The 24,977-nt window shown below is 71.1% G+C and carries 18 protein-coding genes and 7 pseudogenes; 16 read left to right on the plus strand and 9 right to left on the minus strand.

Going from position 1 to position 24,977, the window contains the following annotated elements; genetic code table 11:
• Window positions 1-69 precede the first annotated feature (69 nt).
• Window positions 70-300 carry a hypothetical protein gene (locus tag Q3Y56_RS33120; protein ID WP_304465398.1) on the minus strand — a complete coding sequence of 77 codons (231 nt, stop codon included), beginning with the start codon at window positions 298-300 and terminating at the stop codon, window positions 70-72.
• 129 nt (window positions 301-429) lie between these two features.
• Here Q3Y56_RS33120 and Q3Y56_RS33125 point away from each other — a divergent pair, with 129 nt between their 5' ends.
• The 9 genes and pseudogenes from Q3Y56_RS33125 (at window position 430) to Q3Y56_RS33165 (ending at window position 10,324) form a co-directional block, all read left to right on the plus strand.
• On the plus strand, window positions 430-585 hold the full coding sequence (locus tag Q3Y56_RS33125; protein ID WP_304465399.1) for a hypothetical protein: 156 nt from the start codon (window positions 430-432) through the stop codon (window positions 583-585).
• The gene (locus Q3Y56_RS33130; protein ID WP_304465400.1) at window positions 582-971 is read left to right on the plus strand and encodes a hypothetical protein; all 390 of its coding nucleotides are present in this window, start codon (window positions 582-584) and stop codon (window positions 969-971) included. Before Q3Y56_RS33125 ends, Q3Y56_RS33130 begins: the two co-directional genes overlap by 4 nt.
• The gene (locus Q3Y56_RS33135; RefSeq protein WP_304465401.1) at window positions 968-3,112 is read left to right on the plus strand and encodes a DUF6603 domain-containing protein; all 2,145 of its coding nucleotides are present in this window, start codon (window positions 968-970) and stop codon (window positions 3,110-3,112) included. Before Q3Y56_RS33130 ends, Q3Y56_RS33135 begins: the two co-directional genes overlap by 4 nt.
• Before the next feature lie 48 nt (window positions 3,113-3,160).
• Entirely contained in the window at window positions 3,161-4,465 is a 1,305-nt protein-coding gene (locus Q3Y56_RS33140; protein ID WP_304465402.1) for a hypothetical protein, read from the plus strand.
• Window positions 4,466-4,515: 50 nt separating this feature from the next.
• On the plus strand, window positions 4,516-5,247 hold the full coding sequence (locus Q3Y56_RS33145; RefSeq protein WP_304465403.1) for a hypothetical protein: 732 nt from the start codon (window positions 4,516-4,518) through the stop codon (window positions 5,245-5,247).
• Between the two features lie 54 nt (window positions 5,248-5,301).
• The gene (locus Q3Y56_RS33150) at window positions 5,302-6,270 is read left to right on the plus strand and encodes a hypothetical protein (protein ID WP_304465404.1); all 969 of its coding nucleotides are present in this window, start codon (window positions 5,302-5,304) and stop codon (window positions 6,268-6,270) included.
• A 53-nt stretch (window positions 6,271-6,323) separates the two neighbouring features.
• Window positions 6,324-7,928, plus strand: a complete 1,605-nt coding sequence (locus Q3Y56_RS33155; RefSeq protein WP_304465405.1) for an ABC transporter ATP-binding protein — start codon at window positions 6,324-6,326, stop codon at window positions 7,926-7,928.
• Window positions 7,907-8,260: pseudogene (locus Q3Y56_RS33160) on the plus strand (transposase); the annotation flags it as partial. The gene Q3Y56_RS33155 and the pseudogene Q3Y56_RS33160, both read left to right, overlap by 22 nt.
• Window positions 8,261-8,449: 189 nt before the next feature.
• A complete protein-coding gene (locus tag Q3Y56_RS33165) occupies window positions 8,450-10,324 on the plus strand; it encodes a WD40 repeat domain-containing protein (protein WP_304465917.1) in 1,875 nt (624 codons plus the stop codon).
• 64 nt (window positions 10,325-10,388) lie between these two features.
• On the opposite strand, the pseudogene Q3Y56_RS33170 reads toward Q3Y56_RS33165, so the two are convergent.
• Window positions 10,389-10,543, minus strand: a pseudogene (locus tag Q3Y56_RS33170) (IS5/IS1182 family transposase); the annotation flags it as partial.
• A gap of 331 nt (window positions 10,544-10,874) precedes the next feature.
• Between Q3Y56_RS33170 and Q3Y56_RS33175 the strand changes: the two are divergent.
• Window positions 10,875-11,423, plus strand: coding sequence for a hypothetical protein (locus Q3Y56_RS33175; protein WP_304465406.1), 549 nt, complete (start codon window positions 10,875-10,877; stop codon window positions 11,421-11,423).
• Window positions 11,424-11,996: 573 nt separating this feature from the next.
• Here the strand turns inward: Q3Y56_RS33175 and Q3Y56_RS33180 are convergent.
• A pseudogene (locus Q3Y56_RS33180) lies at window positions 11,997-12,670 on the minus strand (transposase); the annotation flags it as partial.
• 20 nt (window positions 12,671-12,690) lie between these two features.
• Between Q3Y56_RS33180 and Q3Y56_RS33185 the strand changes: the two are divergent.
• A pseudogene (locus Q3Y56_RS33185) lies at window positions 12,691-13,140 on the plus strand (condensation domain-containing protein); the annotation flags it as partial.
• An 87-nt stretch (window positions 13,141-13,227) separates the two neighbouring features.
• On the opposite strand, the gene Q3Y56_RS33190 reads toward Q3Y56_RS33185, so the two are convergent.
• From Q3Y56_RS33190 to Q3Y56_RS33210, 5 genes and pseudogenes are all read right to left on the minus strand, one after another.
• A complete protein-coding gene (locus tag Q3Y56_RS33190; protein ID WP_304460003.1) occupies window positions 13,228-14,574 on the minus strand; it encodes an MATE family efflux transporter in 1,347 nt (448 codons plus the stop codon).
• Window positions 14,575-14,814: 240 nt separating this feature from the next.
• Window positions 14,815-15,962 (minus strand): annotated as a pseudogene (locus Q3Y56_RS33195) (MupA/Atu3671 family FMN-dependent luciferase-like monooxygenase); the annotation flags it as partial.
• A 60-nt stretch (window positions 15,963-16,022) separates the two neighbouring features.
• Window positions 16,023-16,145, minus strand: coding sequence for a hypothetical protein (locus Q3Y56_RS33200; RefSeq protein ID WP_304460002.1), 123 nt, complete (start codon window positions 16,143-16,145; stop codon window positions 16,023-16,025).
• Window positions 16,142-16,357 carry a hypothetical protein gene (locus Q3Y56_RS33205; protein WP_304465408.1) on the minus strand — a complete coding sequence of 72 codons (216 nt, stop codon included), beginning with the start codon at window positions 16,355-16,357 and terminating at the stop codon, window positions 16,142-16,144. Before Q3Y56_RS33205 ends, Q3Y56_RS33200 begins: the two co-directional genes overlap by 4 nt.
• Before the next feature lie 1,189 nt (window positions 16,358-17,546).
• Window positions 17,547-17,903: pseudogene (locus Q3Y56_RS33210) on the minus strand (ATP cone domain-containing protein); the annotation flags it as partial.
• 1,325 nt (window positions 17,904-19,228) lie between these two features.
• On the opposite strand from Q3Y56_RS33210, the gene Q3Y56_RS33215 reads away from it, so the two are divergent.
• The 5 genes from Q3Y56_RS33215 (at window position 19,229) to Q3Y56_RS33235 (ending at window position 23,950) form a co-directional block, all read left to right on the plus strand.
• Window positions 19,229-19,492 (plus strand): hypothetical protein, encoded by a 264-nt coding sequence (locus tag Q3Y56_RS33215; RefSeq protein ID WP_304465409.1) that lies wholly within the window; start codon window positions 19,229-19,231, stop codon window positions 19,490-19,492.
• On the plus strand, window positions 19,489-19,983 hold the full coding sequence (locus tag Q3Y56_RS33220) for a hypothetical protein (protein ID WP_304465410.1): 495 nt from the start codon (window positions 19,489-19,491) through the stop codon (window positions 19,981-19,983). Before Q3Y56_RS33215 ends, Q3Y56_RS33220 begins: the two co-directional genes overlap by 4 nt.
• 355 nt (window positions 19,984-20,338) lie before the next feature.
• Complete coding sequence (locus Q3Y56_RS33225) at window positions 20,339-20,803, plus strand: hypothetical protein (protein ID WP_304465411.1); 465 nt, start codon at window positions 20,339-20,341, stop codon at window positions 20,801-20,803.
• A gap of 356 nt (window positions 20,804-21,159) precedes the next feature.
• Complete coding sequence (locus tag Q3Y56_RS33230) at window positions 21,160-21,534, plus strand: hypothetical protein (protein ID WP_304465412.1); 375 nt, start codon at window positions 21,160-21,162, stop codon at window positions 21,532-21,534.
• Window positions 21,535-22,534: 1,000 nt separating this feature from the next.
• Window positions 22,535-23,950 carry an AAA family ATPase gene (locus tag Q3Y56_RS33235; protein WP_304465413.1) on the plus strand — a complete coding sequence of 472 codons (1,416 nt, stop codon included), beginning with the start codon at window positions 22,535-22,537 and terminating at the stop codon, window positions 23,948-23,950.
• A gap of 121 nt (window positions 23,951-24,071) precedes the next feature.
• Here the strand turns inward: Q3Y56_RS33235 and Q3Y56_RS33240 are convergent.
• Window positions 24,072-24,277, minus strand: a pseudogene (locus Q3Y56_RS33240) (sensor histidine kinase); the annotation flags it as partial.
• Window positions 24,278-24,977: the final 700 nt, after the last annotated feature.

Here is a 24,977-nt window from a genome sequence, read left to right on the forward strand (position 1 = left end):
CTACCAGTCCTATCTGCGCTTCCTGCAGAGCCCCGGTGTCCAGCTTTCCTCGAAAGCGCTGCACGACCACTACTGCGAGGCGGGATTGATGGTCAGCAGCAGGACGCACACGAGGCCGTTCAAGATCTTCGGTGACCAATTCATGATCAAGCGGGGTGCGGGCATGGTGTACGGCTGCGAGGCCTCGTACAAGGCGCGCAAGGCCATCACCGACCTGCTCGCCCGCGGGACGACCGACGTGACGGTGGAGGAGATCTTCGACCTCTTCCCGGTACGCGTGCACCGGGGCAGCGACGACATGTCACTCCTCCAGTGGCACCAACAGGAGGTCAAACCGCTGGCGGAGAAGAGGCTCTTCGGACACGGAAACCTCAAGACGGCCGTGGTGCGACTGCTGCCCGCGAGAAGGAGTCGATCAGCGACGACTACGTGCGGGGCTACTTCTCCAAATTCGACAGCGACCTGCGGACCACCGGCACGCTCTACTACCGCCTCAGCAAGATCCACCCAGAGGCGCGGCCGACGTTCGGGCGCACCATGAACGTGCTGTTCGGTACCGGCGACAGGGCGGGGAACACGGCATGACCACCGGCACCCCCTCCTCTTCCTCGTCCGCCTCCGCGCCCACGACCACGGTCGTCTGCTTCCACACGGCGCTCACGGACGTGAGCCTCTCTTGCGTGCCGGTCCTGAAGGACTTCCTGCCCGCTGCGGCCGACCTCGCGGTCCGGGCGCTGGGCGGGTACTACGCCACGGCCGCCGTCTCCGCGACCGAACTCGACGGGCTGCGGCAGCTCGCCGGGGACGCGGCCGCGGCCGCCCTGCCCACGGGCGGTACCGGGGCGGCCGCGGGCGTGGGGCTGCTCGTGCAGCTGGAGCTGCCGGGCGGCAAGGCCCTGACCGTCACCACCAACGGCGGCGCACCGGCGACGGGCGGCGGCACACCGGCCGGAGAGAGCACGGCGCGATGACGACCCTCGGCAAGCCGTCCGGCCCCACGACGTCCACGACGGGCACCGGCACCGCGACAACCACGGGCACCGCGACGACCGGGGCGAACTCGACCGGCTGGAAGGCCCTCGACCGGCGGATCGGTCCGCTGTACGTCCGCCGCCTGGGGGTCGGCACGTCCGACCGGAAGATCTGGTTCCTGCTCGACGCCGACCTGGTCTTCGGCGGGCTCAGCCTGGCCGCCGACGGGCTCGGGTTCGGCGTGTCGCCCGACGCCCTGCAGGGCGGGGACCCGCGGCTCGAAGGCGCGCTCAGCGGGCTGGCCGTCGCGTACTCGGGCCCGTCGCTCACCGTGGCGGGCGCGATCGAGAAGGAGCCGCCGACGGGCGAGTTCGATCTGAGCCTGAGCGGCGGGATCGTCGCGCGGACCGAGAAGTTCTCACTGGAGGCACTGGGGAACTTCCAGCACGCGAGGTCCGGCTGGTTCGCGCTCGACGTGCTGGGCGTGCTCGGCGCGCAGTTCGGCGAACCGCCCGTCTTCGTGGTGACGCAGCTGGCCGGTGGGTTCGGCTACAACAGCCGGCTACGGGTGCCCACGCTGGCCCAGGTGGGGCAGTTCCCCCTGCTCAAGGCGCTGACGGACGGCACCGTCGGCGCGGGTACGGGTACGGGCAGCGGGACCGGCACATCCACCGACGCCGGCACAGCCACCGGCACGACCACCGGCACGAGCGACGCCGCCGGGCAGCTCCTCACCCTGCTCCGCGACCTGCGCGGCTCCTCCGGCACGGGCGGCACCGGCTGGATCACCCCAGCGCCCGGCAGCTTCTGGGCCGCCGCCGGCCTCACCTTCACCGCCTTCGAGATGATCAGCGGCGAGGCGGTGCTGGCCGTCGGCGTCTCCGGCGACGTCAGCATCACCCTCGCCGGGCACGCCAACGCGTCCTTCCCTTCCCTCAAGGACGCCCCCGACAAGGACAACCCGCGCCGCTACGCCGTCGCCGACGTCGACGTCCTGGTGAACTACCGCACCTCCACCCGCCTCTTCGCCGCCGAGGCCGTCCTGACCGCACGGTCCTTCCTCCTCGACACCGACTGCCGCCTCACGGGCGGGCTGGCGCTGTACGTGTGGACCGGCGGGCCGCACGGCGGGGACTTCGTCCTGACCGTCGGCGGCTACCCCGACCACTATCCGGTGCCCGCCCACTACCCGCGGGTCGAGCGGGTCGGCGTCAACTGGTCGCCCGGCGGCGGAGTCTCGATCTCCGGCACCGCCTACTGCGCGCTCACCCCGCAGGCCGTCATGGCGGGCGGCGCGCTCGACGTCTCGTACCACTCGGGCGGCCTGAAAGCCTGGCTGGACGCCTCCGTGCACGCCGTCGTCTCCTGGGCGCCCTTCCACTTCGACGTCGGCATCTCCGTCTCGGTCGGAGTCGAGTACACGTTCTCCACCCTCGGCTGGGAACACACCATCGGCGCGCACATCACCGTCGGACTGGACGTCTGGGGGCCGCCGACCGGCGGGCGGGCGCATGTCGATCTGACGGTCGTGTCGTTCAGCGTGCCCTTCGGCCAGGACCGCCCGTCCAAGCCCAATGAACTGGGCTGGGCGCAGGTGCGCGACAAGCTGCTGCCCGCTCAGACGCTGTGCCTGTCGCCCCTCGGCGGACTCAAACCCTCCGGCGGCGCGAAGGACGGCACCGACTGGCACGCCTCGGCCTCCGGCTTCGGCTTCTCCGTGCGCTGCGCGGTGCCCGCCACCGCCATGGCCTTCTGCGGCAAGCCCATGGATCTCGGCAGCCCTGGCGCCCTCGCGCTGCGGCCAATGCACCGCCAGGGCCTCACCTGCTCCCACGCCCTGGCCATCTGCTTCCAACCGGAGACGGGCGGGCAGGCCCGGGACCTGAACGACCTCGAGCTCGCCGGCTGGACCCGCACCCCGGTCATCGGCGCCGTACCCGCCGCGGTCTGGGGCCCGCCGCTGCCCGGCGACGGACAGCAGGTGCCCGACCCCGCCACCGGTCTGCTCCCCGGGCTCGGCCTCGGCATGACCGTCACCGCCGACACCCCGCGGCTGCACGGGCCGCTCACCGTACCCGGCCGCCTCCTCATCAGCGGAGACGACCGCAGGACCACGCTGCCGCTGCGCCCACAGCCGTGACGCGGCAGACGGACAAGCCCCGCGTACCAGAAGGAAGAAGAGCACCCCATGGCTTCCAGCACGGCGACGCTCGCGGACGCCTGCGTTCCGGTCCTCCTGCCCGGCAGCTACGAGATCACCGCCTCGTACGCCCTGAGCGTCGACACCGCGGCCAGGGAGGAGGCCAAGCGGAAACTGACCGTCACCGCCCCGCGCTTCGCCCTCACACCCGGGGAGGTGCTGCGCTGCTACCCGCCACCGGGCTCGACCGGCCCCTTCTCCGCCACCCTGCCCCATATCGCCCTCGGCCGCCCCACCCTGCCCTGGGAGCGGCTGCGCCGGCCCGACAGCGCCGAGGACCCCGCCGACCGTGAACCGTGGCTGGCGCTGCTGGTCTTCGGCCCCGGTGAGGTGCTGGAGGATCCACAGGCCATCGGGCACGTGACGACGACCACCGTGCGCGAGTGGCAGTCCGACCGGCTCAGCCGGCACGCCGACCTCGGCCCGCTCACCGACGCGGAGAAGAACACGCCCTGCCGGACGATCCGCCTCGCCCCCGAGGTCTTCCGGGCCGTCGTCCCGGTCGCCGCCGGTCTGCGCTATCTCGCCCATGTACGGCAGGCCCCACCCGCCGTCCAGGAGGCCGGCGGCCTCGCAGGCGTGCCGGACGCGGTGTCGGTCGTCACCGGCAACGGGTTGCCGCGGCCGCCCGGCCCGCCGCGAGGCCACCCCGTACCGCATGTGGCGCATCTCGTATCGCTGGAGGGCCTGCCCGCCGTGCTCTCCGACCTCGCGGGCGGCACCCCGACGGACGCCGAGGGCGGGGTGGACGGGATGCCGGTGCGGCTGCTGTCCCTGCACGCGTGGAGCTTCGTCAACCAAGCCGACAGCCACCCGCCGTTCGCCGCCACCATGGCCGACCTGGTGGCGGAGATGCGGGCGAGCGGCGGTCTGCTCCAGCTGCCCGGCGCGCCGCCGGACGCACCGGGCATGACCGTCGGGCAGCTGCGGGAGGGCCGGGTGCCGGTACGCCAGGCGGTGACCGCGGCCGGGAAGAAGAGCGCGCCCGGCGACGGGGTCTGGCGCTTGTACCGGGGGCCGCTCAGCGCCGTCCCCGCGACGGACCCGGGGCTGACGGACATCGGCCGCGCCGCCGACGCCGTCCTGCCCAAGGACGCGGGCGACACCGACCTCGCCGCCGACATCAGCCACGCCGACGCCTGGAGCCTGGGCCGCTCCCTGGCGCTGGCCTCCGCCGACATCTTCAGCACCATTGACGCCGCCCATCCGGCGCCCGACCGGTCGGGCAACGCGAGCGACCGGCTCGGCGCCATGGTCAGGGGCGGGCTGGCCGACCGCTGCGCCAGTCGCTGAAGGGTCCACAGACGCAGCACGGCCCGGTCGCGCCGCCCGCCGCCGCGCCTGTGCCACCGCCCGCCGCGGACCCGTCGGCCGCCGCCGAACTGCTCGCCGAGCGGCTCTACTCGCTGCGCGCGCTGCCCTTCTGCCACCTCGTGCCGCACCCGGAACTGCTGCCGCACGAATCGGTGCGGTTCTTCCACGTCGACGAGTACTGGGTGCGCTCGCTCCTCCTCGGCGCGTCCAGCGTCGCCGCCTCACGGCCCGGCGCCACCGGCACCGCCCGCGCCATCGCGGACGCCGCAGTCGCCCGGGGCCGCGCCACCGCTGGGCTCGGCGCGGGCGACGACCACCGTACGGGCGTGCTCATCCGGTCCCGGTTGATCGCCCAGTACCCGGGCCTGCGGATCGCGGCGGGCGCGGGCGGCGCAGCCGTCACCGTACGGGCCTGGTACCCCGCACCGGACGTCCTGCTGTGCCTGTTCGACCGCGGCTCGGCCGTGACCTGGTTCGAGATCGGGGAGCCCGCGCACGCCCTGCACTTCGGCTTCGACGAGGACGCCCACGGGGGCCTGGTGCTCAACACGCGCGACCCGCGCACCGGGGAACCGGACGGGCACCAGGTGCGTCAGGACCGCTTCCTGGGCGGCAAGGACAGCCCCGCGCACGGGAGCAGGGCGGTCGGCTTCGCCCGGCTGGCTGAGGCGGCGGGGGCCAGGAGCCCCGCCGGACTGGCCCTCCAGCTGATCAGAACCCCCGAGCGCCAGTTCTTCGGCGAGCCGCCGTCCGGCGGATGAACCGCCGATCGCCGCGGTCGACACCGCCACGGGCCCACCAACGAAGGAGACACCATGTCCGCCGCCTCGGCGCCCGCCACCGCGCTGCACGTGCCGATCGAGGTGCACGCGATGCCGCTGACCCCGGCGCACAGCTCCACGCTCTTCCAGCGCCGTACACCCGACTTCGGACTCGCCCTCGCCCACATCGACCCCGAGCCCGCCCCCTTCGCCGATGCCGCCCCCGACTTCGCCACCACGCCGGCCAACCACGGCGTGTACGTGCAGTGGACGCTCCCCGCCGCCCTGCGGTGCGCCGTAGCCTCCTCCGCCGCCGCCTCCCGCACCGCGGTCTTCCCACCGGTGCCCAATCGCTGGCTGCTGGTACGCAGCGGCGACGGCGGCACCGCCGCCTGGGTCATCGACAGCGACTACGCCGACGGCGCCGGCGGCGGCACCTCGCCGTACGTGGTCCACGGCGCGGACGGGCTGAAGATCACCGCCATCGGCCGCTGCAAGGACCGCGCGCAGTGGACGGCGGCGTCGAACCACGAGGGCGACCGGCCGACCGCGCCGCTGACGGCCGTCGGGCCGGGCCTGCCGATGTTCGCGGCCTACCAGCCGTACAACGCCAACGTCTTCTCCTTCCACGACCCGCTCACACCGGGGATCCGCGCCCATGACGCCACCCTGCACTACAGCGTGGTCGGCTGGCGCGCGGAGAAGGAGCTCGACGTCCTGCACTGGAACGGCGGACCGAGCGGCGGACCCGACGGCGGGCCGAAGGACAGGCCGAAGGGCCGGGAGCCCGCGACGCCCGCCGAGCTGGCGGCCGCGCTCGGCTGGCACGCTGCCGGCGGCGGCTTCGGCCCGCGCACCGTCTACGCCGGGGCGGTGCGCTCCGTCGCCTGGTCCACCGCCGTGAACGACCCCGCCGACACGGTGCCGTCCAAGGAAGACTGCGGGATCGCCGTGGGCCCCACCGCCATCGACGCCTTCGCCGCCGCCTTCACCTCCCTGATGGTCCCGAGCACGCCCGGCTGACCTCCGACGAGGCCGAGGCTCTGACCGGGCTGGCGTACGGGCACCTGGCGGCGATGGACGAGCCCGACGGCGCCTTCGCCACCGCGCAGCGGCAGTTCGCCACCTCCTTCCTGCCCCATGCAGGCGGCCACCGGTGGCGGGTCGTGCACGGCGGCGTCGAACCGGAGCACGCCCGGCGCCTGGAAAGCGAGCTCGACGCGCTCCAGCGGCGCGCGGACGACGTCCGCCGCCAACTCGCCGCCAGGCAGTGGGAGCTGTACGCGATCTGGCGCGGCAGCGTCGACGACGGAGCACCCGAAGATCTCGCCCACCAGCTGACCCGGGAGTTGGACGCCACGGCAGAAGACACCGTCGCCGCCGAGGTCAAGGGCCTCAAGCGCCGGTTGACGACGATGCTCGCCCGGCTGCCGCTCGACGCCGACGGCAACCCCGGCGACGCCGCGAGCCGGACGTTCCTGCAGCGTGCCCAGATGCCCGCCGGCTGGCGGCTGGTCCGCGAGGACCTGCCGCCCTTCCACCGCGCCCTGGACCCGGTGGTGCTGCTCACCCTCCCGCAGAAGACCCCGCCGCTCGCCCCCGCCGACGGCAGCGGGCCGCTGGTCTGCCGGACCACCGCCGACCTGCCGCCCGCCGGGCCGAACGAGACCGCCGACCTCTCCGGTTCGGCCCCACTCGACGACGCCCTCGCCCGGCAGGCCGCCGAACTCCAGCGCGCCGTACGGGACACCGCCGACCACCCCGGCGTCCGCACCTGGACCCACCCCTGGCACCCCCTCTACCTGGAATGGCAGGTCGGGTTCCGGCCGGTGGACTGCGCGGGTGCGGGCTCACCCGACTGGACCTTCATGGCCCCCTTCCTGACCAGCTGGTACCGCGAGATCACCGACCGAATCAAGGCCACCCACCGTCGCGCGGCCCCGCGGGTCCTGCGAGTCACCCTGCTCGGCGCCACGGTCAGTGGCCTGATGCTCGCCGCGACCTGGGCCGCGCTCGGCTGGCTGGCGGCCACCGGCCGTATGGACCTGGCCCTCGCCGCCACCGCCGTCGTCGCGGTCCGCACCTCCACCGGCGCGCTGACCTCCCTGGTCATGGCCGCCGCCCGGCTGTTCCGCACCAGCCTGTACCTGGAGGACTGGCAGGCGTTCCTGCGCCGGGCGAAGGCCCTGCGCACCGAGCGTGGAACCGAGATGATCCCGCTCGGTGCGCCGGCCGTGATCGAGGCGAAGGATGTCACCTGCACCTACCCGGGTGCCGACGTCCCGGCGGTCGACGGGATCAGCCTCACCCTCCGCCAAGGCGAACTGATCGCGCTGGTCGGCGAGAACGGCTCAGGCATGACCACCCTGTCCACCCTGCTCACCGGACTGCGCGTCGCCAGCACCGGAACGGTGACCTGGGACGGCACCGACCGTCCGCACAGCGTGTGGTCCTGCGTCGGACTGGTGCCGCAGGACTACACCCGCTGGCCCATGGACCTGCGCGCCAACATCCACCTCGGCCAGCCCCGCACCGCCGACGACGTGCTGCTCCTGGAGGCCGCGCGGGCAGCCGGCGCGGACAGTGTCATCGCGAAGGTCCCGTACGGGCTCGACCCCCTGGTGCCTGGCTGGGGCGAACCGCCACGACTCCCCGCTGCTCGCCGACCTTGGACCGCCTGAACGACCTCGGGCCATTGCCCGACAACATCACCGTGCATCTGGACGCCGGCTACGACTCGGAGGCCACCCGCGCGCTGCTCGCCGAACGCGACTTGCACGGCAACATCGCGCACAGGGGAGAGAAGGCACCGATCCAAGCGAGCCAGCGATGGCACGTGGAGCGGACCCACGCCTGACAGAAGGCCTTCCACCGCCTCGCCCACTGCAAAGAGCGCCGGGCTACCGTCATCGACACTTTCTTCGACCTCGCCGACACCATCATCACCGTCCGGAGCCTGATCCGACGCGCATGGACAACCTACCGATGGAATGCACGTCCGAGCCGCCAACCCATGACCGCATACCGATTCTGCGCGACATCCAAAGCCGTTCCCCCGGAACGGTGGTCGCGGCGATGTCGGTGCCAGCCAGTAGTCTCGCTGCCCATGAACCTGAAAGGCCGTGAAATCGCGCTCTCCGGCAGTTTCGACACTCTCGGGGCGGGCGAGGCCGAGAGACGTCTGGAAGCCGCAGGCGCACACGTGACACACGAGCTCACGCCTTCGACCTCCGCGATCTTCATAGGACAGGAGACGTCGAGGGACAAGGGCAACAAGGCGTACGTCCAGGGCATACCGACATATGACGAGGCGGCGCTCCTCGCGGCGCTGACGGTGCTTGAGGGCCCGGCGAGCGGGGATGGTTCCCAGCCCGCTCCCTTGCCGGGCCTTTTCGCGGACCCCGCCGCCCTCGCCGCGGCTGGCCCGGCCGAGCTGGAGAACCTGCTGACGGACGCGGACTGGACATCCTTCGTTTCCGCCCGCGACCTGCTCCCTTTGCGGGCCCGGCTGACCGCTCTTGAGCGCGACCACGGCCTCACCTCGGCGCACCGGCTCGCCACGAACAGGATCCGCGTGCGGGGCACGATGCTCAGCCGCCCCTACGGACACCGCTCAGAAATCACCGCACTGGCGCTCAGTCCTTCCGGGACTCATCTGGTCACCGGCGACTGGGGTGAGGGCGAGAGTGGCACCGCGCAGGTCTGGGAGGTCGCGACTGGGCGATGCGTCAACGTCCTGAAGTGGATCGACGGCGGCGTCGGCTGGGACGGCTATGCGCGTACCATGCAGTGGTCGTCTGACGGCCTGCACCTGGGCATGGCCTTCCGCACCAACGCGATCGGTGTGTGGGACCCGTTCGGCGAGTCCTCCGAGCCACGTGCGGAGGCCCAGGTGACCAACGGCGCTTCCCGTCCGCCGGCTTGGGCGCTGCATCCCGATGGGCGCAGCGCCTTTGTCGAGACGGGCAACAAGGACAGTGTCGGTGTGCACGGCTGCCTCGCCCCGTTGGAGCACGGCAAGCTGTTCTGGCTGGCCGAGGAGGCCGAGATGCCGCACGAGTACATCCTGGCCAAGGGGCCCATACCGGCGAGCGTCCAGGACTGCGGGGAGGAGCTGTGGGTCGACTGGTCGCCTGTTTGGTCTCCCGACGGAAGCCGGCTGTACGTCGCCAATCGCTCCGAGGCGTTTGTCGTCGACGTCGCCACGGGCGCCCCGCTCTGGTGCACCAGGGTCGACTGGCTTGCCGAGTGGAGCCCGGACGGACGCTACCTCGCCCATGTCCACCGAGGGCGGCTGCACTTCCGTGACGCGGCTACTGGCCGTCCGGCCGCCGACCCCGCACCGACCGCCGGGTCACGCTGGAATTTCTCGCTGCACTGGGGCATGCGCGGTGACACGGCCCGACTTGCCGCCGTGCTGAGCGAGAAGGCGGCCGAACCCGGCGTGGAGGTCTACGGGGACGGGCGGCTCAGCCACCGACTGGCCGTCACCCCTGCGGAGACAGCCCTGGCCCGTGAGAACAAGGACTTCGCGGTATGGGCATGGGCACCGTCCGGAGACCGGGGAGCTGTTCTCACGGCAGCGGGGGATATCGAGGTCTGGTCGCTGGGCGACAGCGAGCCACGACGACTGCACAAGCTCGCCGCCCCGGCCGGTACACAAGGCGTGCTGTGGGGCGCTGACGACGTGATCGTCGCGGTAGGCGAGAAGGTGCTGCGGTTCCTGCGGGCCGACAACGGCGAAACCGTGGGCGACTATACGTTTCTTCGGGATGCGGACGCTGAGTTGCCGCTCCACGGGGACTATGTCTACGACCACTTCGATGGCAGAATCCTCGCACTCGACGATCACACCTGGTGTCTACCCGTCGAACCGGACATGGCGATCGCACCACCCGAGCGCCGTGCCGACGTCGAAGCGCACTTGGCCTGGATCGTCGACCGGCGCTTCGCCTGGCCGCTCCACTGGGGCCGGTTCGACATCTGGCCGGACGCACAGACAGCGGTCGCCAACCTCCGGACGACGTCACCGGACACCGGGGAACTGCGGCAGGCCGTCAGGGAGACAGCCGGATAAGCGACTGTCGCCCGGTCAATCAGGCGGACACAACGGCCAAGCACCGGCACATCACCAGCTGTTGCAGGAGCTGCAGGAGCTTGTCGAGCATGATCCGAACGTTGGTACGCGGGCGGTGGCAGCGCAGGGGCGGTCTGGGTGGTAGACCGGCTGCACGGGCAGCAGTGCCGAGAATTGGTCCCACAGTGATTCGGTCAGCCATATCAACAGGGCAGGCACAGGTCTCCCCGGGGATCACAGAGCGTCGCGACTTTATGATCATCAAGACCTGAGCCTGCGCTGCTCGCGAGCGCCCCTCCCCGTACCTATCTGCGCGGCCTCTAAGTTGTCAGTTCCCAGATTCTTGCGATCTTCCGGAGCGGGTCGTACTCGGGCTTCCTACGCAGGTCGGTATGACATGGGGATAGTCGCTCGCACGTGGGTCGGACCGCTCGCAGGCTGGGAATGAAAGCGCACGGGACGCTTGGGCGGTGGGGGAGGTGGCGGTGAGCGGGAGACCGCGGTTGCGGGTGGCCGGTGCGCTGGTGGGGGTCACCGCTTCGGTGCTGACGTGGGGCTGGCCGTGGTGACGGTGGTGCTCGTTCCCGCGTGGTGGCCTCACCCAGCGGTGGTCGTTGTTGCGGGGCTGCTGCTTCTCGGTGTGGGGTTCGCGCTGATCGCTGTGTGCTTCATCCGTCTTGGTCCTTGGCACTTCGGGGTGGCGGCAATCGTGGAGTGTCTGCTGGCCGTGGGGTTGCTGATGTTTCTCGACCAGGCCGTGCTCGACGTGTGGGGCGAGCGGCTGGAGACCGTTGTCACCAAGGCCGTTCGGCATGAGAGGACCGCGCCGACGGGGAAGGTCACCGGAGTCTGGTGGGAGTGTTCGCTGGAGCGGCTCGACGGTACGGAACTCGAACGGAACCTCAGGGAGTCGGACTTCGTCCCGCTGGGGGAGGCGTGCCCCGCCGGCGCGGAGGCAGGAGACCGGCTCGTGGTGTACGCGGTGCCCGGAGGGTTCGCCGCGCCGCAGACGAACGCCCTGTCGGGGGTGTCTGGCTGGTTGTCGCGTTCACCGCTACCGCAACAGCAGCGGCGGCGACGTTCACGGCTGTCGGAATGACGCGCGCGGGTGCGCCGAAAGCGGGGTGGATCCTGCGTCTCATACGGGGCCGGGCAGAAGAATCGCCGCCGGCCCGCACCTGACGCAGGCGGCGTGCAGCAGCCGCATCGCAGGACAGGGTGTGCGATGTCGACCGCGGCTCGTGCATCCCCCAGGAAGCCCGCCGTGCTGTCCACGCGGCTGTCGGCTCGGGCGCTCGAAGGGCTTCCTGGCGGCACGGCCGGTCAGTCCCCGTCGTCGACCCACCTCTCGCCGCATCGTCGGCACCTGCCGCCCCACCATGGGGTATCCCAGTCCTGCTCGGTGACGACGTCGCTGACCGCCTCGCCGCACCGCCGACAGATCTGTGCGTAGTCGCAGGGCGTGGCCGTTCGGTTCGGGGTGACATAGTCCGGCCGCTGCGCCACCGGGAGGCAGCCCACTGCGACGAGGCGGTTCACGTGCCGGACCCACCCGAATTGGTGTCCGCACCGGACGCAGGCCACAACCCTCCGGCACGGATGAACCGTCAGCTTCTCGCGCCCGTACTCGTGCAGCACACCGGAACGCCGGAGCCGATCGCAGATGGGCCGGGGTCCAGGCCGAGGCCGGAACCCTTAGGACGGCCTGGTGGATCTGCTCGGTGATGGTCATGCCGACTGAGTACGACAGCCACCTCCCGCGCCGGGCGAGCCAGGCCACGAACTCGTGCGTCCCACCACCGGAATCGGTACGGATGAGTGTCTGGCGTCCGCGCCGGTGGTTCTTCGCCAGCTGAGCCAGAGCGAGTTGGGCGGTTTCGATGTGGTCGGCTGCGGTGTTGCTGCCCGCGTTGCCCGGTCGCAGCAGGGCTGCGACCGGCTCCCCGCTCCCGCCGCTGCCGTGGTCGACGAACGCCATCAGTGGGTGATGGCCATAGGTCTTCTTCCAAGTCGCGGCGGCGTCCTGCTTGTCGGAGTGGGCCAGGACCAGCACGCCATCCAGATCCACGATCACCTGACCGTCCGTACCCGGCGCCGCCGAACCGGCCATTTTCCCGACCTGTTCCCGGACTTCGGCGCGCGGACCGGACTGCCGTCAGGGCCTCGGCCCGGCCGCCGCGAGAGCATCGATCAGGCTGAGACGGTCGGATCGGAGGCCACCGGCCCGAACACGGCCGGCTCCGCCCGCAGCGTCCCGACATCGGCCAGGCAGTCCCCGCCCAGCGCGACCGCAAGAGCCACATCCAGAAGGATCTTCCCCGGATCATGCGCCGCCCGTTGCTTCCGCCGGCAACCCGTCGACGGCCGAGCTGCTGGCGCGGGTCCGGGAGGCGGATCTGGAGTTCCTTGCTCGCCAGGAAACGCGGTTCGACCAGGTGGTGGAGGTCGTGACGCCGCCCAGGTCCAGGGCCTACCACCCGCTCTTCCAGGTCCTGCTCGCGTTCCAGGTCGAGCCACCGCGGCTTCCCGAGGCGCCGGGTCTGACCGTACGCCATCGCGAACTGGCAACGGACACCGTCAAGTTCGACCTGACGTTCACCTTGACTGAACACCCGGAGAGCGGCAGTGGCGGCCCGGGCGGGATCACGGGCGGGATCGAGTACGCGGCCGACCTCTTTGGGGAGACGACGGCCCGTTGGCTGTTGGACGGCCTGGTCGCTCTGTTGCGGGCCGCGGTGGAGCAGCCGGACAGGCCCGTCGGGGCGGTGGAGCTCGCCGACCGGCCCGCCCCTGACCGGTCGGCGCCCGCGCACTGAACGGGCGCACCCCACCGCGCGCAAGGCCGTCCGCCCCCGGACCGGCCCCCACTGGCGGGGCGGCCCGAGGGCGGACGGGCCGACGGGTCAGACCGGCACCGGGGCCGCGACCGCCAGGGCGCTGTAACGACGGAAGCACCAGCCCTGGGCCGCGATCAGGACCAGGTTGACCACCGCCAGCGTGCCCCACAGTGCGGTGAGGCCGCCGCCGGCCGCCGCCGGTCCGGCCAAGACGGCCAACACGCCGTAGCAGGCCGCGAAGCAGAGCATGCTCGGCAGGGTCCGCCGGACACCGATCAGCCCGAAGCCGAACAGGGCCTGGAAGGCGTCCGCCAGGGTCGCCGCCAGCACGAGCGGCAGCAGGTCCACCAAGCCGTCCCGCACTCCGGGGTCCGTGCTGAACACCGCCAGCACGGGCCCGCGCGCCACCGTGAGCAGTCCGCCGAGCAACAGCACCGCCCCGGCGGCGACGACCAGCCCTGACACCGCCCCGGCCCGCACACCCGCCAGGTCATGCTCCTTCAGCCGCTCCGCCACCACCGGCACGAGGGCCTGCCCGACCGCCACGGCCGCGGTGAACATCAGGTTCACCAGCGACACCGCGACGCTGTGCACGGCGGCTGCCTCCGTGTTGATTCGGGTGGCTGAGAAGGCCAGCGCGCCCAGGACCGCGAACTTGATCAGTACGGTGGCGGCCAGCGGAATGCCGACCCGGGCCAGCCCGATCACCTGTGCTGGCTGCGGGCGCCCCAACCTCAGGGAGTGACCTGCCAGTTGTGGTGACCGTCGGAGCGCGACCTGCGCGACCACGGCGCTGATCGCACTGGAGGCCAGCATCGCGATCCCGGCGCCCGCCAGACCGAGGGAGGGCAGCGGACCGGGGCCGCCGACCAGGAGCAGCGACAGCACCACGGCCGACCCCGTGCCGGCCAGTCCGGCGCGCATCACCAGGTGGCCCCGGCCCAGCCCGATCAGGGCGGAGCCCGCCGTGGTCGACACCGCGGTCAACAAGGTGGCCGCCGCCAGCAGGACCGGGAACAGGCCGAGCTGATCGAGGGTGGCGTCCGGCACGCCCCCGACCCGGCCGATCCACGGCACCGCCGCGACCGCGACGGCGCCCAGACCACCGGTGGCCACGGCCAGCCACATCCCGTTGCGCAGGACCGAGACGAGCTGCGCCGGTTCGTCCTGGTGCTCCGTCACGAAGGGCATCACACCGCGTTGCGCGCCGGCGATCGCCGCGGTGGCCGGGCCGAAGACGGCCATGGTCACGGCGAGACCCGCCAATGCCGCGGTCTTGTGGTGGCCCAGGACGGCGGTGTCCACCACAGCGCCCGCCGAGGCCGAGATCATCGACAAGTAGAGCGGCAGCGCGGCCGCGGCGATCTGCCTGATCAGTGCCGCGGTCACTGGCCGCCCGTTGTTCGTTGTCACTGAAAGTGCTCCTGTCCGATCTTCGTGGATGTCCAACCCGGGTGCGTGGGCAGGGCCTTGGGCAGCGGGCCCGGCTGCGTGGCCCATCACGCCGCCGGTCGGGCGGTCCCACCGCTGGCGAGCGGCGCACCGGCTCCGGTCCGCGCGGCCGGAGCCGGTCGAGCTCAGCGTCGATGCGATCCGCCACCTCCTCGACCCGGTCGACGAGGGAGAGATGGCCGCCCGCGAAGGCGTGGCCGGTCATCGGCTGCCGGAACGCCCCGCACCAGCCGTCCGGCGAGGCCACCGGGTCGGCCAGGCTGCGGAAGACCGCGCCGCGGGTCCGGCGCAGCTGCGCGCCCGCGGTGGCCCGGTGGCCGTCGGCCACGGCGAAGTCGGCCCGCAGGACCCCGAGCAGGTAGTCGCGCAGCGACAGCCTCCCGACCGCGGCCGCCGCCGAACGCATGGACGAGCCGCTGATACGGCCCTGCCGAGCCGCCTGCGTGGTGCAGGACCAGCAGCTGCCGCGGTCCCCTCGGTGCCGACCCGGATCCGGGGCGCTGACAGCTCGGCGCATCGGCGGTTCAACTCGGCCAGGGTCTCAAGGCCGTGCAGGACCTCGTCGGTGCCGATGCCGAAGTCGATGAGACAGCCGATCTCGTCGCCCCCGATCTCGGCCAGCGCCTCGATCAGCGGTAGTGCGTCCGCCGGCGAGCCAAGCAGGCAGCGATCGCGGGAGAAGTCCTGGTAGGCGAGTTCCAGCAGCTCCTCAAGTGCCTTGTCGCCGGTACTGTCGTCGGCCGGAGCGGCAGACTTGAGGCCGAACAGGCTGAGTGAGGAGCGCATGTAGGCCATGAGCGGGCCCCTGGCGAGGTTTAGGGCCCGCTGGCGGTCGGGCCCGAGATGGGTGTGCACCATGACGCAGACGCGTTCCCGCTCCATGCCGTGGCTGTGCGTGGTCAGGGCGTCGGTGTATCCGGCCAGGTTCTCCTCCAGTTCGTCCAGTGACTGACCGAGCAGATGGGTCAGCACCCCGGCACCCAGCTCCCCGGCCAGTGCATAGGTCTGTGGCGAGCCCGCCGCCGTGATCCACAGCGGCAACCCGCCGTGCCGAGGCGTTGGGTAGGTCCGGACGGGATAGCGGCGCCCCCCCGGGCCGGTGCGCTCGACGGCGGCACCGGACCAGAGCCGGAGCACCTCGCCGATCCCCCGGCGCATCTCTTCCTTGGCCTCGGCGAAGCGCTGTGGTGCGAGGGCGAAGTCCTGCGGATTCCACCGGAGGCGAACGCCACCTCGGCCCGGCCGCCGGAGAGGCGGTCCACCACGGCCCATTCCTCGGCGACCCGCAGCGGATCGTGCAGCGGCAGCACCACGCTGCCGGCCCGCACCGCGACCCGGCGGGTGACCGCGGCGACCGCCGCCCCCGTGACCGCCGGGTTGGGGAAGGGCGCGCCGAACGGATGGAAGTGTCACTCCGGTGTCCAGACGGCCGAGAAGCCCTCGGCGTCGGCGAACCTGGACGCCTCGATGAGCAGCCGATACTGCTCGTCGGGGTCGTCCCCGTTGGCGAAGAAGAACAGGCTGAACCTCATACGTCCTCACTCGTGCCGTCGGTGTCCGGGCAGCCGTCGGCCCGCGCCTGCGGATCGAACACCAGCGCGTAGAGAGCGGTCCGGTACGCCGAGAGCAGCACCGCCGCGCCGGGGCCGTCGGCCCGGGACCGGGCGTGCACCCGGAACCCGTCAGCGCCGTCCACGACCGAGAAGTGCACGCGCACACCCGGCTGGAGCGGCTCGGGCCCCACCCAACGCGCCCCTTCCCGCCGAAGGTGACGTCCTCGCCGTTGTCCCAGGCATAGCCGAACACCACGTCCGGTTCACAGGCGAGAGATGGATCCGCGGCCGCCACGTCCGCGTACGGCACGGGGCGGACGCTCCCGATCCGGTCGAGGGTGGCGAGCACGGCCGACAGGACGGCGCCGACCGGCTGCCCGGGACGGATCGCGACGGGCAGCGGCACGATGTCGGCGAACGCGCCGACGGACGTCTCCAGTCCGGCTGCGGCCCGGCCGTCCCACGGCAGGGCGATCCGCAGCTCGCCCCCTCGGCCACGGCCGCGGCGATGGCGAAGGCGGTGAGCTGGACGGCGTACGGCGCGATCCCGTCCCGGGCGCAGGCCGACCGGATCGCGGCGTGCAGCTCCGGCCTCGGGGCCCATGGGGACTCGGTGTCCCTGCCGATGACCTCGCCCCGGCTTCGGCCGACGCCCCGCTCGAATCCGCGAAGCCGGCCGGGGACCGGTCCCGGCCGCCCAGCAGGCCGCGCCACACCTCGGCGGCGTGCTTCGCCGGCACGCTGCCGGGCAGCTCGTGACGCCAGGTCGGCTGCCCTAGGAATCCCCGGTCCTCCGGGCCCAGGGGCCCGGGTCCTGATAGGCGGTGGACAGATCGTGGCACAGGCTCAGCAGTCCGAGGCCGTCCAGTGCCAGCGGGTGCACGGTCAGGGCCAGGAGCGTGGGCCGTCCTGCGGCGCGGAGAGCATCAGCCGCAGCAGCGGATCCCTGCGAGGGTCGGGCACGCGGGCCTGCGCCGAGCGGTGCAGCCAGGCCGGGCGGTTCGCGGGCTCGACGGACCGCCCGGGCGTCACTTCTGCGAGAAAGAGGTCGAGATCGTCGAGTGGGCGCACCCGCAGTGCGCTGCCGTCGGGTTCGGCGCACAGGCGAAGGGCCGGGTGGCGCCGCAGGACCGCCTCCAGCGCGAGGCGCAGCCGCCGGGGCTCCGGCGGGGTGGCGAGTTCCAGGACGAAGGTCTTGCTCCCCGCTGCCGCCCCGGGTGGGCGAGGCGGCGCTCCGGGCGGCAGGACGGGCGGCGGTCCGTCGGCCGGCAGCTCCTGGAGCCGTCCGCCGTCGTGGGGACCGCCGAAGTCGCGTCCGCGAGCAGCCGGGCCACCTCCCGGCGGTGCGGCAGCGGTAGAACTCCGCGACGGTGAGCTGCACGCGAAGCGCAGGTAGGCGACGAGGTCGAGGTCCTTGAGCGGGCCGAGTATGGCGAGCCCCATGTCATGGGTGGACAGCTCGGCGCTGCCGGTGGCGCGCACGGCCTCCTCGACCCGCTGACCGAGCTGCGCCAGTGCGTCCTCGGTGACCGGGCGGCCCTGGCACGCCTTGCGCACGCCGGAGATGACCTTGTTGCGACTGAAGGGCTCGGTGACCCCGTTCCGCTTGATCACCATCAGTGACGCGGTCTCGGCGGTTGTGAACCGCCGGGAGCAGTCCGGGCACTGGCGGCGTCTTCGGATCGAGCAGCCGTCATCAGTGGTCCGGCTGTCGACGACGCGCGACCGGCGGCCCATCGCTGATCAGCGTCTGAGTGAACCGCTGCGCATGTCAGTCAGGGGCACGGTGAGGTGTGGGCCGCGCGTGCCGGGCGGCGAGAACGCGGTCCACGCCGAGGTCGCCGCCCTTGCGAGCTGCACGCCGACCGTCTCCACCGGGGATACAACAAGGTGCTCATCCCGCCCGGACGCGCTGGCGTCATGCTGCGCTGGGCGACGCCCCGGCCGGTCTCCGAGGCGATGTTGCTGCACCACGTGGTCGATGTTCCGAAGGCTGTCGTCCGGGCACTGCCCGGGGACCCACGGAGACGAGACAGTGCTCGCCCCGGCGTGCCCAGCCGGTGGTCATCGGCCCAACGCGCCCGTTAGGCGTTATAACTCTCATTCTCCAGAAATGGACTCAGAGAAGGCTTCGCGTAGATACTGCAAGAACCCCCACAAGTTCCGCGCCACGACTTCGAGGCCAGAATCTTCCACCTCGTAGACGGAGCCGATCAGAGTGCCACCGGTTAGGCGATAGATCAGACCTTCTGAAGCACCGAGCGCGAACAGGGATCCCCCGCCGTCTGAGCCGAAAACGATGATCGGCTCATCAGCGGAGCCGCTACCCTGGTTGGCTGATCTCCGTTCATGCCGTCGATTACCGACTCGGCTGCGTGAACGAAGAATCCGGAGCCCACATCAGGAAGTGACACCTCCGCTACTCGCGAATAGAAGGCGACCAGGTCCCCGACCTCCGCTTCCTTCAACACTGCAAGGTGCGATTTAGTATCGCTATCACCGGTAGCCTCGACAACCCTGTTCTCGCCGGCGGGTAGCCGTATTTGCCTTCGAAAGTCCGAGTGAAACTCGCGGACAGCTGCGACATCGCCGCGATCCAGCTATCGAGGCTCTCTCCAGTAATAGTCACCATATCCCCTGTCTATTTGCTCGGCAAAGTCTTCTATTTCCGCGCGCGTAGCATTTGGGTTCGTATCCCGGAACCACTTCCATTGATTGGTTATTTCCTGGTGAACGTTGGCGCCACGCGACTTCATCCTACTGCCAGGAACCCCACGCATGTTGGATGGGGCATCGAAGTCGAAGTTAATGAACCCCGGGTGGTTCCGGTACTCCTGCGGGATGGCGTGATGGGCGTCCCAGTCGTCCGGCAATCGCTTCATGCCGTTACGGTGCAAAGACGCTTGGAACCTTCCCCTGTAGTTGCCTACATCGATCGTTGGCGCTTCAGGGGCTTTACCGGTGATAGAGGGGTCACGGGGGTGCGCCGCTCCTGGGCCATAACGAGGCGCCCCTGCGGGAGCCTTGCTGAACAGCCCTTGAGGCCGCGCCAGGCGGGTCCGATGAGGGGAGCGAGCGCTCCGCCGACGGCGCCGAAGAGGAGGTCGCCTGAACTCAAGCGCACCCAGAACGCCTACAACGCCCTGTTCGGCTCCGATGACGCGCCCGTGCCGGCCCCGCCGCAGATGCAGCCACAGCTCCAGTCCACGGCCGAGCCGGGGCTGCCCGCCCGGGAGCAGGTCCACCAGGTGCTGACGCTCCTCACTGTTCCGCCGCGCCCAAGCTGGTCAGCCTGGTTCACGAGGCCTTCTTCTCCGGCCCGTTGAACACCGCGCGACTGGCCGCCGTGCGCCGGGATGAGGAACGCTCCTTCCGCTCCTCGCCCTATGCACGCGCCTACTACATCTGCTCGGCCCTGACATCCGACCTGCTCGCCCCGGTCCGCGCTCTCCTCGCCCTCAGCACCTGGCCGTTGGAGCAACGCGTGGTGGGCCCGCTCACCCACCGTGTCCACTTCCTCACCTCGGCCCTGCGACTCGCGGAAGCCTCCCAGGCCCGCGCCGACGACTCCCTGCAGCAGGAGCCCGTCCGCCGACTCCTGCTGCACTACAACCGCAACATTCCCGGCTGCCCCACCAAGGGGCCGCTCGACCTGGACGCGCTGCGCCGCGCCGCCGCAGCCGAACTGGCAATCCACGCCGACGACGAAGCCGACACCCGCACCGAGACCGCCCGCCGCGCACAGCAACTCGCCGACGTGGAGCAGCTCTTCGGCCACACCCTGCGCAACGTCACTCGCCTGCACCGCACGTCCTGACCGCGCGCCGCGACCGCACCACCGCACCTTGATCCAAGGAAGAACCGTGAATTTGCTCGCCGCGCGACTGGACGCCCTGAGAGGATCCAGCCCCCCTGTCCCGCACACCGCCAAAACCCTGGCGCGCTGACCGTCAACCCCGAATGTGACCGGCGCGCCCTGCTCGATGCGGCCGGCGTCGACAAGGACGCCCTCGCCGCGCACCTGAACCTGCCACGGCCGCTGTGCACATCCGCGATCGCCCTCGACCATGGCGCCGCCTTCGAACGCCGGTCACCACCCAAGCCGGCGCCGAACTGGTGCAATTACTCCGCGAGACCCTCGACCTCACCTGCCCGAGGTGTCATACGAGGACGTGAACGCCGTGGGCGGCCGTGAGCCGTCATCGCTGCCGCTGCGCCACTCCCACACCCGTAATCTCATCCTCGGCGCGGCCCGTGACAAAACACGCGCCCGCACTCTGCTCGACCACCCCGTGCTGCGCCTGACCGTCGCCGGCCACCCCGTCTACCTGGAACCCGACATCGTCGCCTTCCAGCACCACGAGACCTTCCACATCGTGGAGATTGAATCCTTCCCGGTCATCGACGGCCAAGCCGATCCCGCCAAAGTCGCCGCGGCGCTGACCCAGGCCGCGGCCTACGTCCTGGCCCTGCGCGAGCTCCTGGCCGAGGGGGCCTCCCACCCGAGCGCGTCTCCAACCGTGTGGTCCTGGTCAATCCCCGCGACTTCTCCCACCGCCCACCGCGACCCTCGCCGACGCGGCCCAGAAGATCAAATCGCTCAGTTGGCATCTCGGCCGGCTCCGCCGCCTGCCTGACCTGCTCGACCAGCTGCCCCCCAGTACCACCTTCGACCTGGCCCCGGATCGCGAGGCGAACCCGACGCGGCCCCGCGAGGAACTCGCCGCAGCACTGTCTGCCCCCCGTGCGCACTACAGCCCCGGCTGCCTGCATCACTGCGAACTGGCCCACTTCTGCCGTAACGAAGCACGCCACCAAGGCCGGACCGAAGTCCTGGGCACCACGGTCCGCGACGACGTCGCAGGCATCGACGACATCGCCCTGGCACTGGCCCTTACCGACGGCCACCAGCACCCCTCACGGGACCGTCCGACATCACCCAGGCGCTCCGCCACGCGCAACGTGTCCATGCCGACTTCCTGGCAGGCACGACATGAGCTTGCTCACCACCCTGCTGCGGATGCGCGCCGCTGCCACCGGCAACGCCCTGCCCACCAGTCGGCTTCGCCACCTGCATCTGAGCGACCGGCCCCTGATGCTGCTGCCCCTGAAGCAATCGGGCACAGCGGCCAGGCCCCTGGCCGTCATGCTCGGCACCGACCCCGCCCGCCCCGAACTCTTCCTCGCGCCGCCGACGGGCAGCACCACCCCCATGCTCACCTCCCTCGCCTCGAGGGTCACCGCCTACATCGAAGAACACCAGCGGCGTCATGAGCACCTGCCCGCCACCTCCACCAGGCCGGCACGGCAGCGCTTCTCGACGCCCCGCAACTCCTGGTGCCCAACCCCCATGCCGTGGCCTACTTGAACACTCTCGGACGCGACCTGCGGCTGCGTCCTGTTGACGGCGCTCCGTCGACTCCTGCTCGGTGCGGCGCCTGGGCCAGTGGCTGACCTTCTTCGCCGGCCGCGCCGAGCTCCCCGGCACATCCGCCCTCATCCCCTGACCGGCTTTCTCGCCATGCACTGGGTCACTGGGCAAAGCCCCCTTGAAGACGAGGACGTGGCCACCCTGCTGGCGTGGATCGACCCATCCCGCCACACCGCCAGCGGCCATCACCCCGCACTGGCAGCGGAAGACCCCGCCACCCACCGCTCGGCCGGCCGGCCACCGATCCGGCTTTCGACACCGACTACCTGGCTCCCCTTTTCCATGCCTATCGCGCCGGTCCGCGCGAGCAGGCCCGCTGCCTGAACGACCTCCGCATCCTCCTGGCTCACTACATGCAACCGACCTGGGAACGCATGTGGCAGGCCTACACCCTTCTGCAGGCTCTGCCGAGGCTGACGGCACCCGGCGCGATGGAAACGGAACGCACCGAGTTCACCGACATGACCGCCTACCTCGCCCAAGACAGGCGCCCCAGCGCGCCCGCGACGATGCCGTCGCCGCCGCCATCGGCCTGGCTCGCAGGGAGCACGCCGCCGCGGCCTTCGCCGCCGAACGAGCCCTCGATGACCCCTTCACCCGCGCCGAACTGCGCACCACCGGAGAAGCCTTCGGCGGCACGTCACCACCGTCGATGCCGACCACCTCGTGTACGGAAGCAGTAAACGAGCCCAATGGCGCCCCCGCTTCACCGTCTCAACCACCGATCCGCTGCGCCTGGAACCCGGCCAGATCCTGGCCTGCCACACCCACCGCGACGCCCGCTACACGGTCCGGGCGATCACCCCCGCGACAGCGACACCTTCGTCGACCTCGAAATCACCGCCGGCATGGGCACCCCGGCCCGCCCCCGCCACACCGTCCTCCCCGACACCGGCGCCTTCCTCGTGTGCACCCTCGCCCCGACCACTACCACCGGATGCCGCAATTCCCGCTGCCCGATCAGATTCCATGGACCCACGCAGGCCCTCCGCACCCACCCCCAGAGCGACAACGAGCAAAAGCGGCACCCCACTCGCCCCCGCCATCGCCGCACCACCAGGAAGACCACGCGCAACGCGCGATCGTGGAGCAACTGCCCACGCTCACCCACCCCGGGCTGGTGGTCGACGCACCGCCTGGCGCCGGTAAAACCACCCTGGTCATCCACGCCGCGCAGACCCTCGCGCACCACGGCGCCCCCTGCATCGTCATCACCCAGACCAACACCCAGGCCGACGACCTCGTACGACGCTTGGCCCACTCCCGCCTGCCAACAGCTCGGCTCACCGCAGCGAACCACACAGTCCCACCCGACATGCTGGCACTGCCCGGCGTACGCGTCGGCCACCGCATCGAAAGCCTGAAAACGGCCCACGTCGTCGTGGGTACCGCCATGAAATGGGCCACCGTCCACGACCGCCGGTGGCCATGGGCCATCATCGACGAGGCCTACCAGATGCGCTCCGACGCACTCTTGCGTACCGGCCACCTCTTCGACCAAGCCCTCTTCGTGGGCGACCCCGGACAGCTCGACCCGTTTCTCCACGATCAGGACTCACCGCTGGGTCGGCCTGCCCACGACCCCATGAACAGTGCGGTCGCCGTCCTTCTCGCCCAAAACCGCGACCTGCCCGTACACACCCTGAGCACGTCCTGGCGCCTGCCGCCCACCGCCGTCCCCCTGATCCGCGACGCCTTCTACACCTTCACCCCCTTCGAAGCCGCGAGCCACCAGACGGAGCGGACCCTCACCTTCACAGCGATGGGCAGGCGCACTCCCGTCGACAAGGCCCTCGAGACTGCCGCCCGAACCGGATGGGCCCTGCTGGAACTGCCCGCCCGCATCACCCACCGCATCGACGCCGAAGCCTTCCACACCGCCCTGGAGACAGCCGCCGGGCTGCTTCACCGGCAAACCACGGCATCCTGCGACAACCACCCTCAAGGACGCGTCCTGGAACCCCGCGACCTGGCCATCGGCGTCGCCCACCGCAGCCAGGCCCACTACATCAACGAGCTCCTGGCACGCCACTACCCGCGACTGCACGGCGTCACCGTCGACACCGCCAACCGGCTCCAAGGCCGCGAATTCAGCGTCACCATCGTGCTGCACCCGCTCTCCGGCCGCTGGGACGCCTCCGCCTTCCACCTGGAAGCCGGCCGCCTGTGCGTCCTCGCATCCCGCCACCGTCACGCCTGCATCGTCATCACCCGCGCCGGTATCGCCCCACTTCTGGACGCCCACCCATCCAACGACCCCGTCCACCTCGGAGTCACCTCGAAGACCCCCGACGGCTGGGAAGCCCATCACGCGGTCCTCGCCCACCTCGCCCAGCACACCGTGCGGACCTAGAAACACAAAGAACCCCCATGCCCCCTGCGCGCCCGAGTTGTCCACCTCGGGCCCGCTCCCGAGGGACTGCGATGAGAAGCCCCAGATCACGTCGGTTCCCCCTCCCGCAGGTGCTAGCTCCCCTTGGGGCGCCGGGCCGGGACTCCAGGACGCCCGCGCGCAGGCTGAGCAGGGTCAGCACTTCGCTTATCTCACGGGCAATCTCTTCGTAGGCCAGCCGCTGGGCCTTCTCGGCGTGCAGGAACGCCTCCCAGTCTCCGCATGGTCGGCGCGGCTGCGGAGGCTGAGCAGCAGCCGGCGGCGGGAGCGCACGAACATGCCCCAGCCCCACCTGCCTCACCAGCAATTTGATTGCGCCTCCAGACTGGCTGGCCACCTTCGAGGTCATAGTTCATTTTTGACCTATGACCCTTGGAGTGATGTGCTTGTCGGTGTGAGGACTGCCGTAACCCGCATGACCCGCCCGACGGTTGAAGTACTGCGCTTGCTGTTGCTGGTGCCGGCGGATGATCCGCTGTGGGGAGCGAGGATCAGTGAGCTGGCTGATCTGGGGAAGAGCACGGTTTCGCAGATCCTGGCCCGGCTTACTGTGCTGGGCTGGGTCACGCTTCGCGAGGAGGAAGGGCCGCATCCGGGTCGCCCGGCGCGGGTTCCACACGATGTCGCCGGAAGGGCGTCGCCACGCCGAGGCGGCGCTGGCCGCGCGGGATGCACGCCGCCAGCGCCGGGCTGTCAATCCGGTCACGATCGAGGCGTCAATGCCCCCTTCGCAGCAGCCGGCTGGGCACATGCGGGATAGGGCCGGCGATCCAGGGGCGGTGATCGAGCAGGCCACACAGCACGCGCCCGGCGCGCAGCACCTCACTCCGGAGTCCGACACGTTTCCAGCGCAGCCCGCGCCCAAGATGGCTGGTCACTGGCCGATCCGCTTCCCGTCCCCCGACACACTGCGCCGCCCGCGATGGCCCCTTTGCCAGAAGCCCCCACTGAAGACCGGGTGACAGTGCATGCCGGAGCCGATACACCC

Origin of the sequence: Streptomyces sp. XD-27, from assembly GCF_030553055.1 — a bacterium.
Classification (GTDB): domain Bacteria; phylum Actinomycetota; class Actinomycetes; order Streptomycetales; family Streptomycetaceae; genus Streptomyces.

Excerpts from the sequence above, each read along its gene's own strand:
- Q3Y56_RS33200 (WP_304460002.1), bottom strand. The coding sequence starts at position 16,145 with ATGAGGTTCAGCCTGTTCTTCTTCGCCAACGGGGACGACCCCGACGAG.
- Q3Y56_RS33235 (WP_304465413.1), top strand. The coding sequence starts at position 22,535 with ATGCCGCAATTCCCGCTGCCCGATCAGATTCCATGGACCCACGCAGGC.
- Q3Y56_RS33130 (WP_304465400.1), top strand. The coding sequence starts at position 582 with ATGACCACCGGCACCCCCTCCTCTTCCTCGTCCGCCTCCGCGCCCACG.
- Q3Y56_RS33150 (WP_304465404.1), top strand. The coding sequence starts at position 5,302 with ATGTCCGCCGCCTCGGCGCCCGCCACCGCGCTGCACGTGCCGATCGAG.
- Q3Y56_RS33135 (WP_304465401.1), top strand. The coding sequence starts at position 968 with ATGACGACCCTCGGCAAGCCGTCCGGCCCCACGACGTCCACGACGGGC.
- Q3Y56_RS33140 (WP_304465402.1), top strand. The coding sequence starts at position 3,161 with ATGGCTTCCAGCACGGCGACGCTCGCGGACGCCTGCGTTCCGGTCCTC.
- Q3Y56_RS33215 (WP_304465409.1), top strand. The coding sequence starts at position 19,229 with ATGAGGGGAGCGAGCGCTCCGCCGACGGCGCCGAAGAGGAGGTCGCCT.
- Q3Y56_RS33120 (WP_304465398.1), bottom strand. The coding sequence starts at position 300 with ATGTCGTCGCTGCCCCGGTGCACGCGTACCGGGAAGAGGTCGAAGATC.
- Q3Y56_RS33155 (WP_304465405.1), top strand. The coding sequence starts at position 6,324 with ATGGACGAGCCCGACGGCGCCTTCGCCACCGCGCAGCGGCAGTTCGCC.
- Q3Y56_RS33230 (WP_304465412.1), top strand. The coding sequence starts at position 21,160 with ATGAGCTTGCTCACCACCCTGCTGCGGATGCGCGCCGCTGCCACCGGC.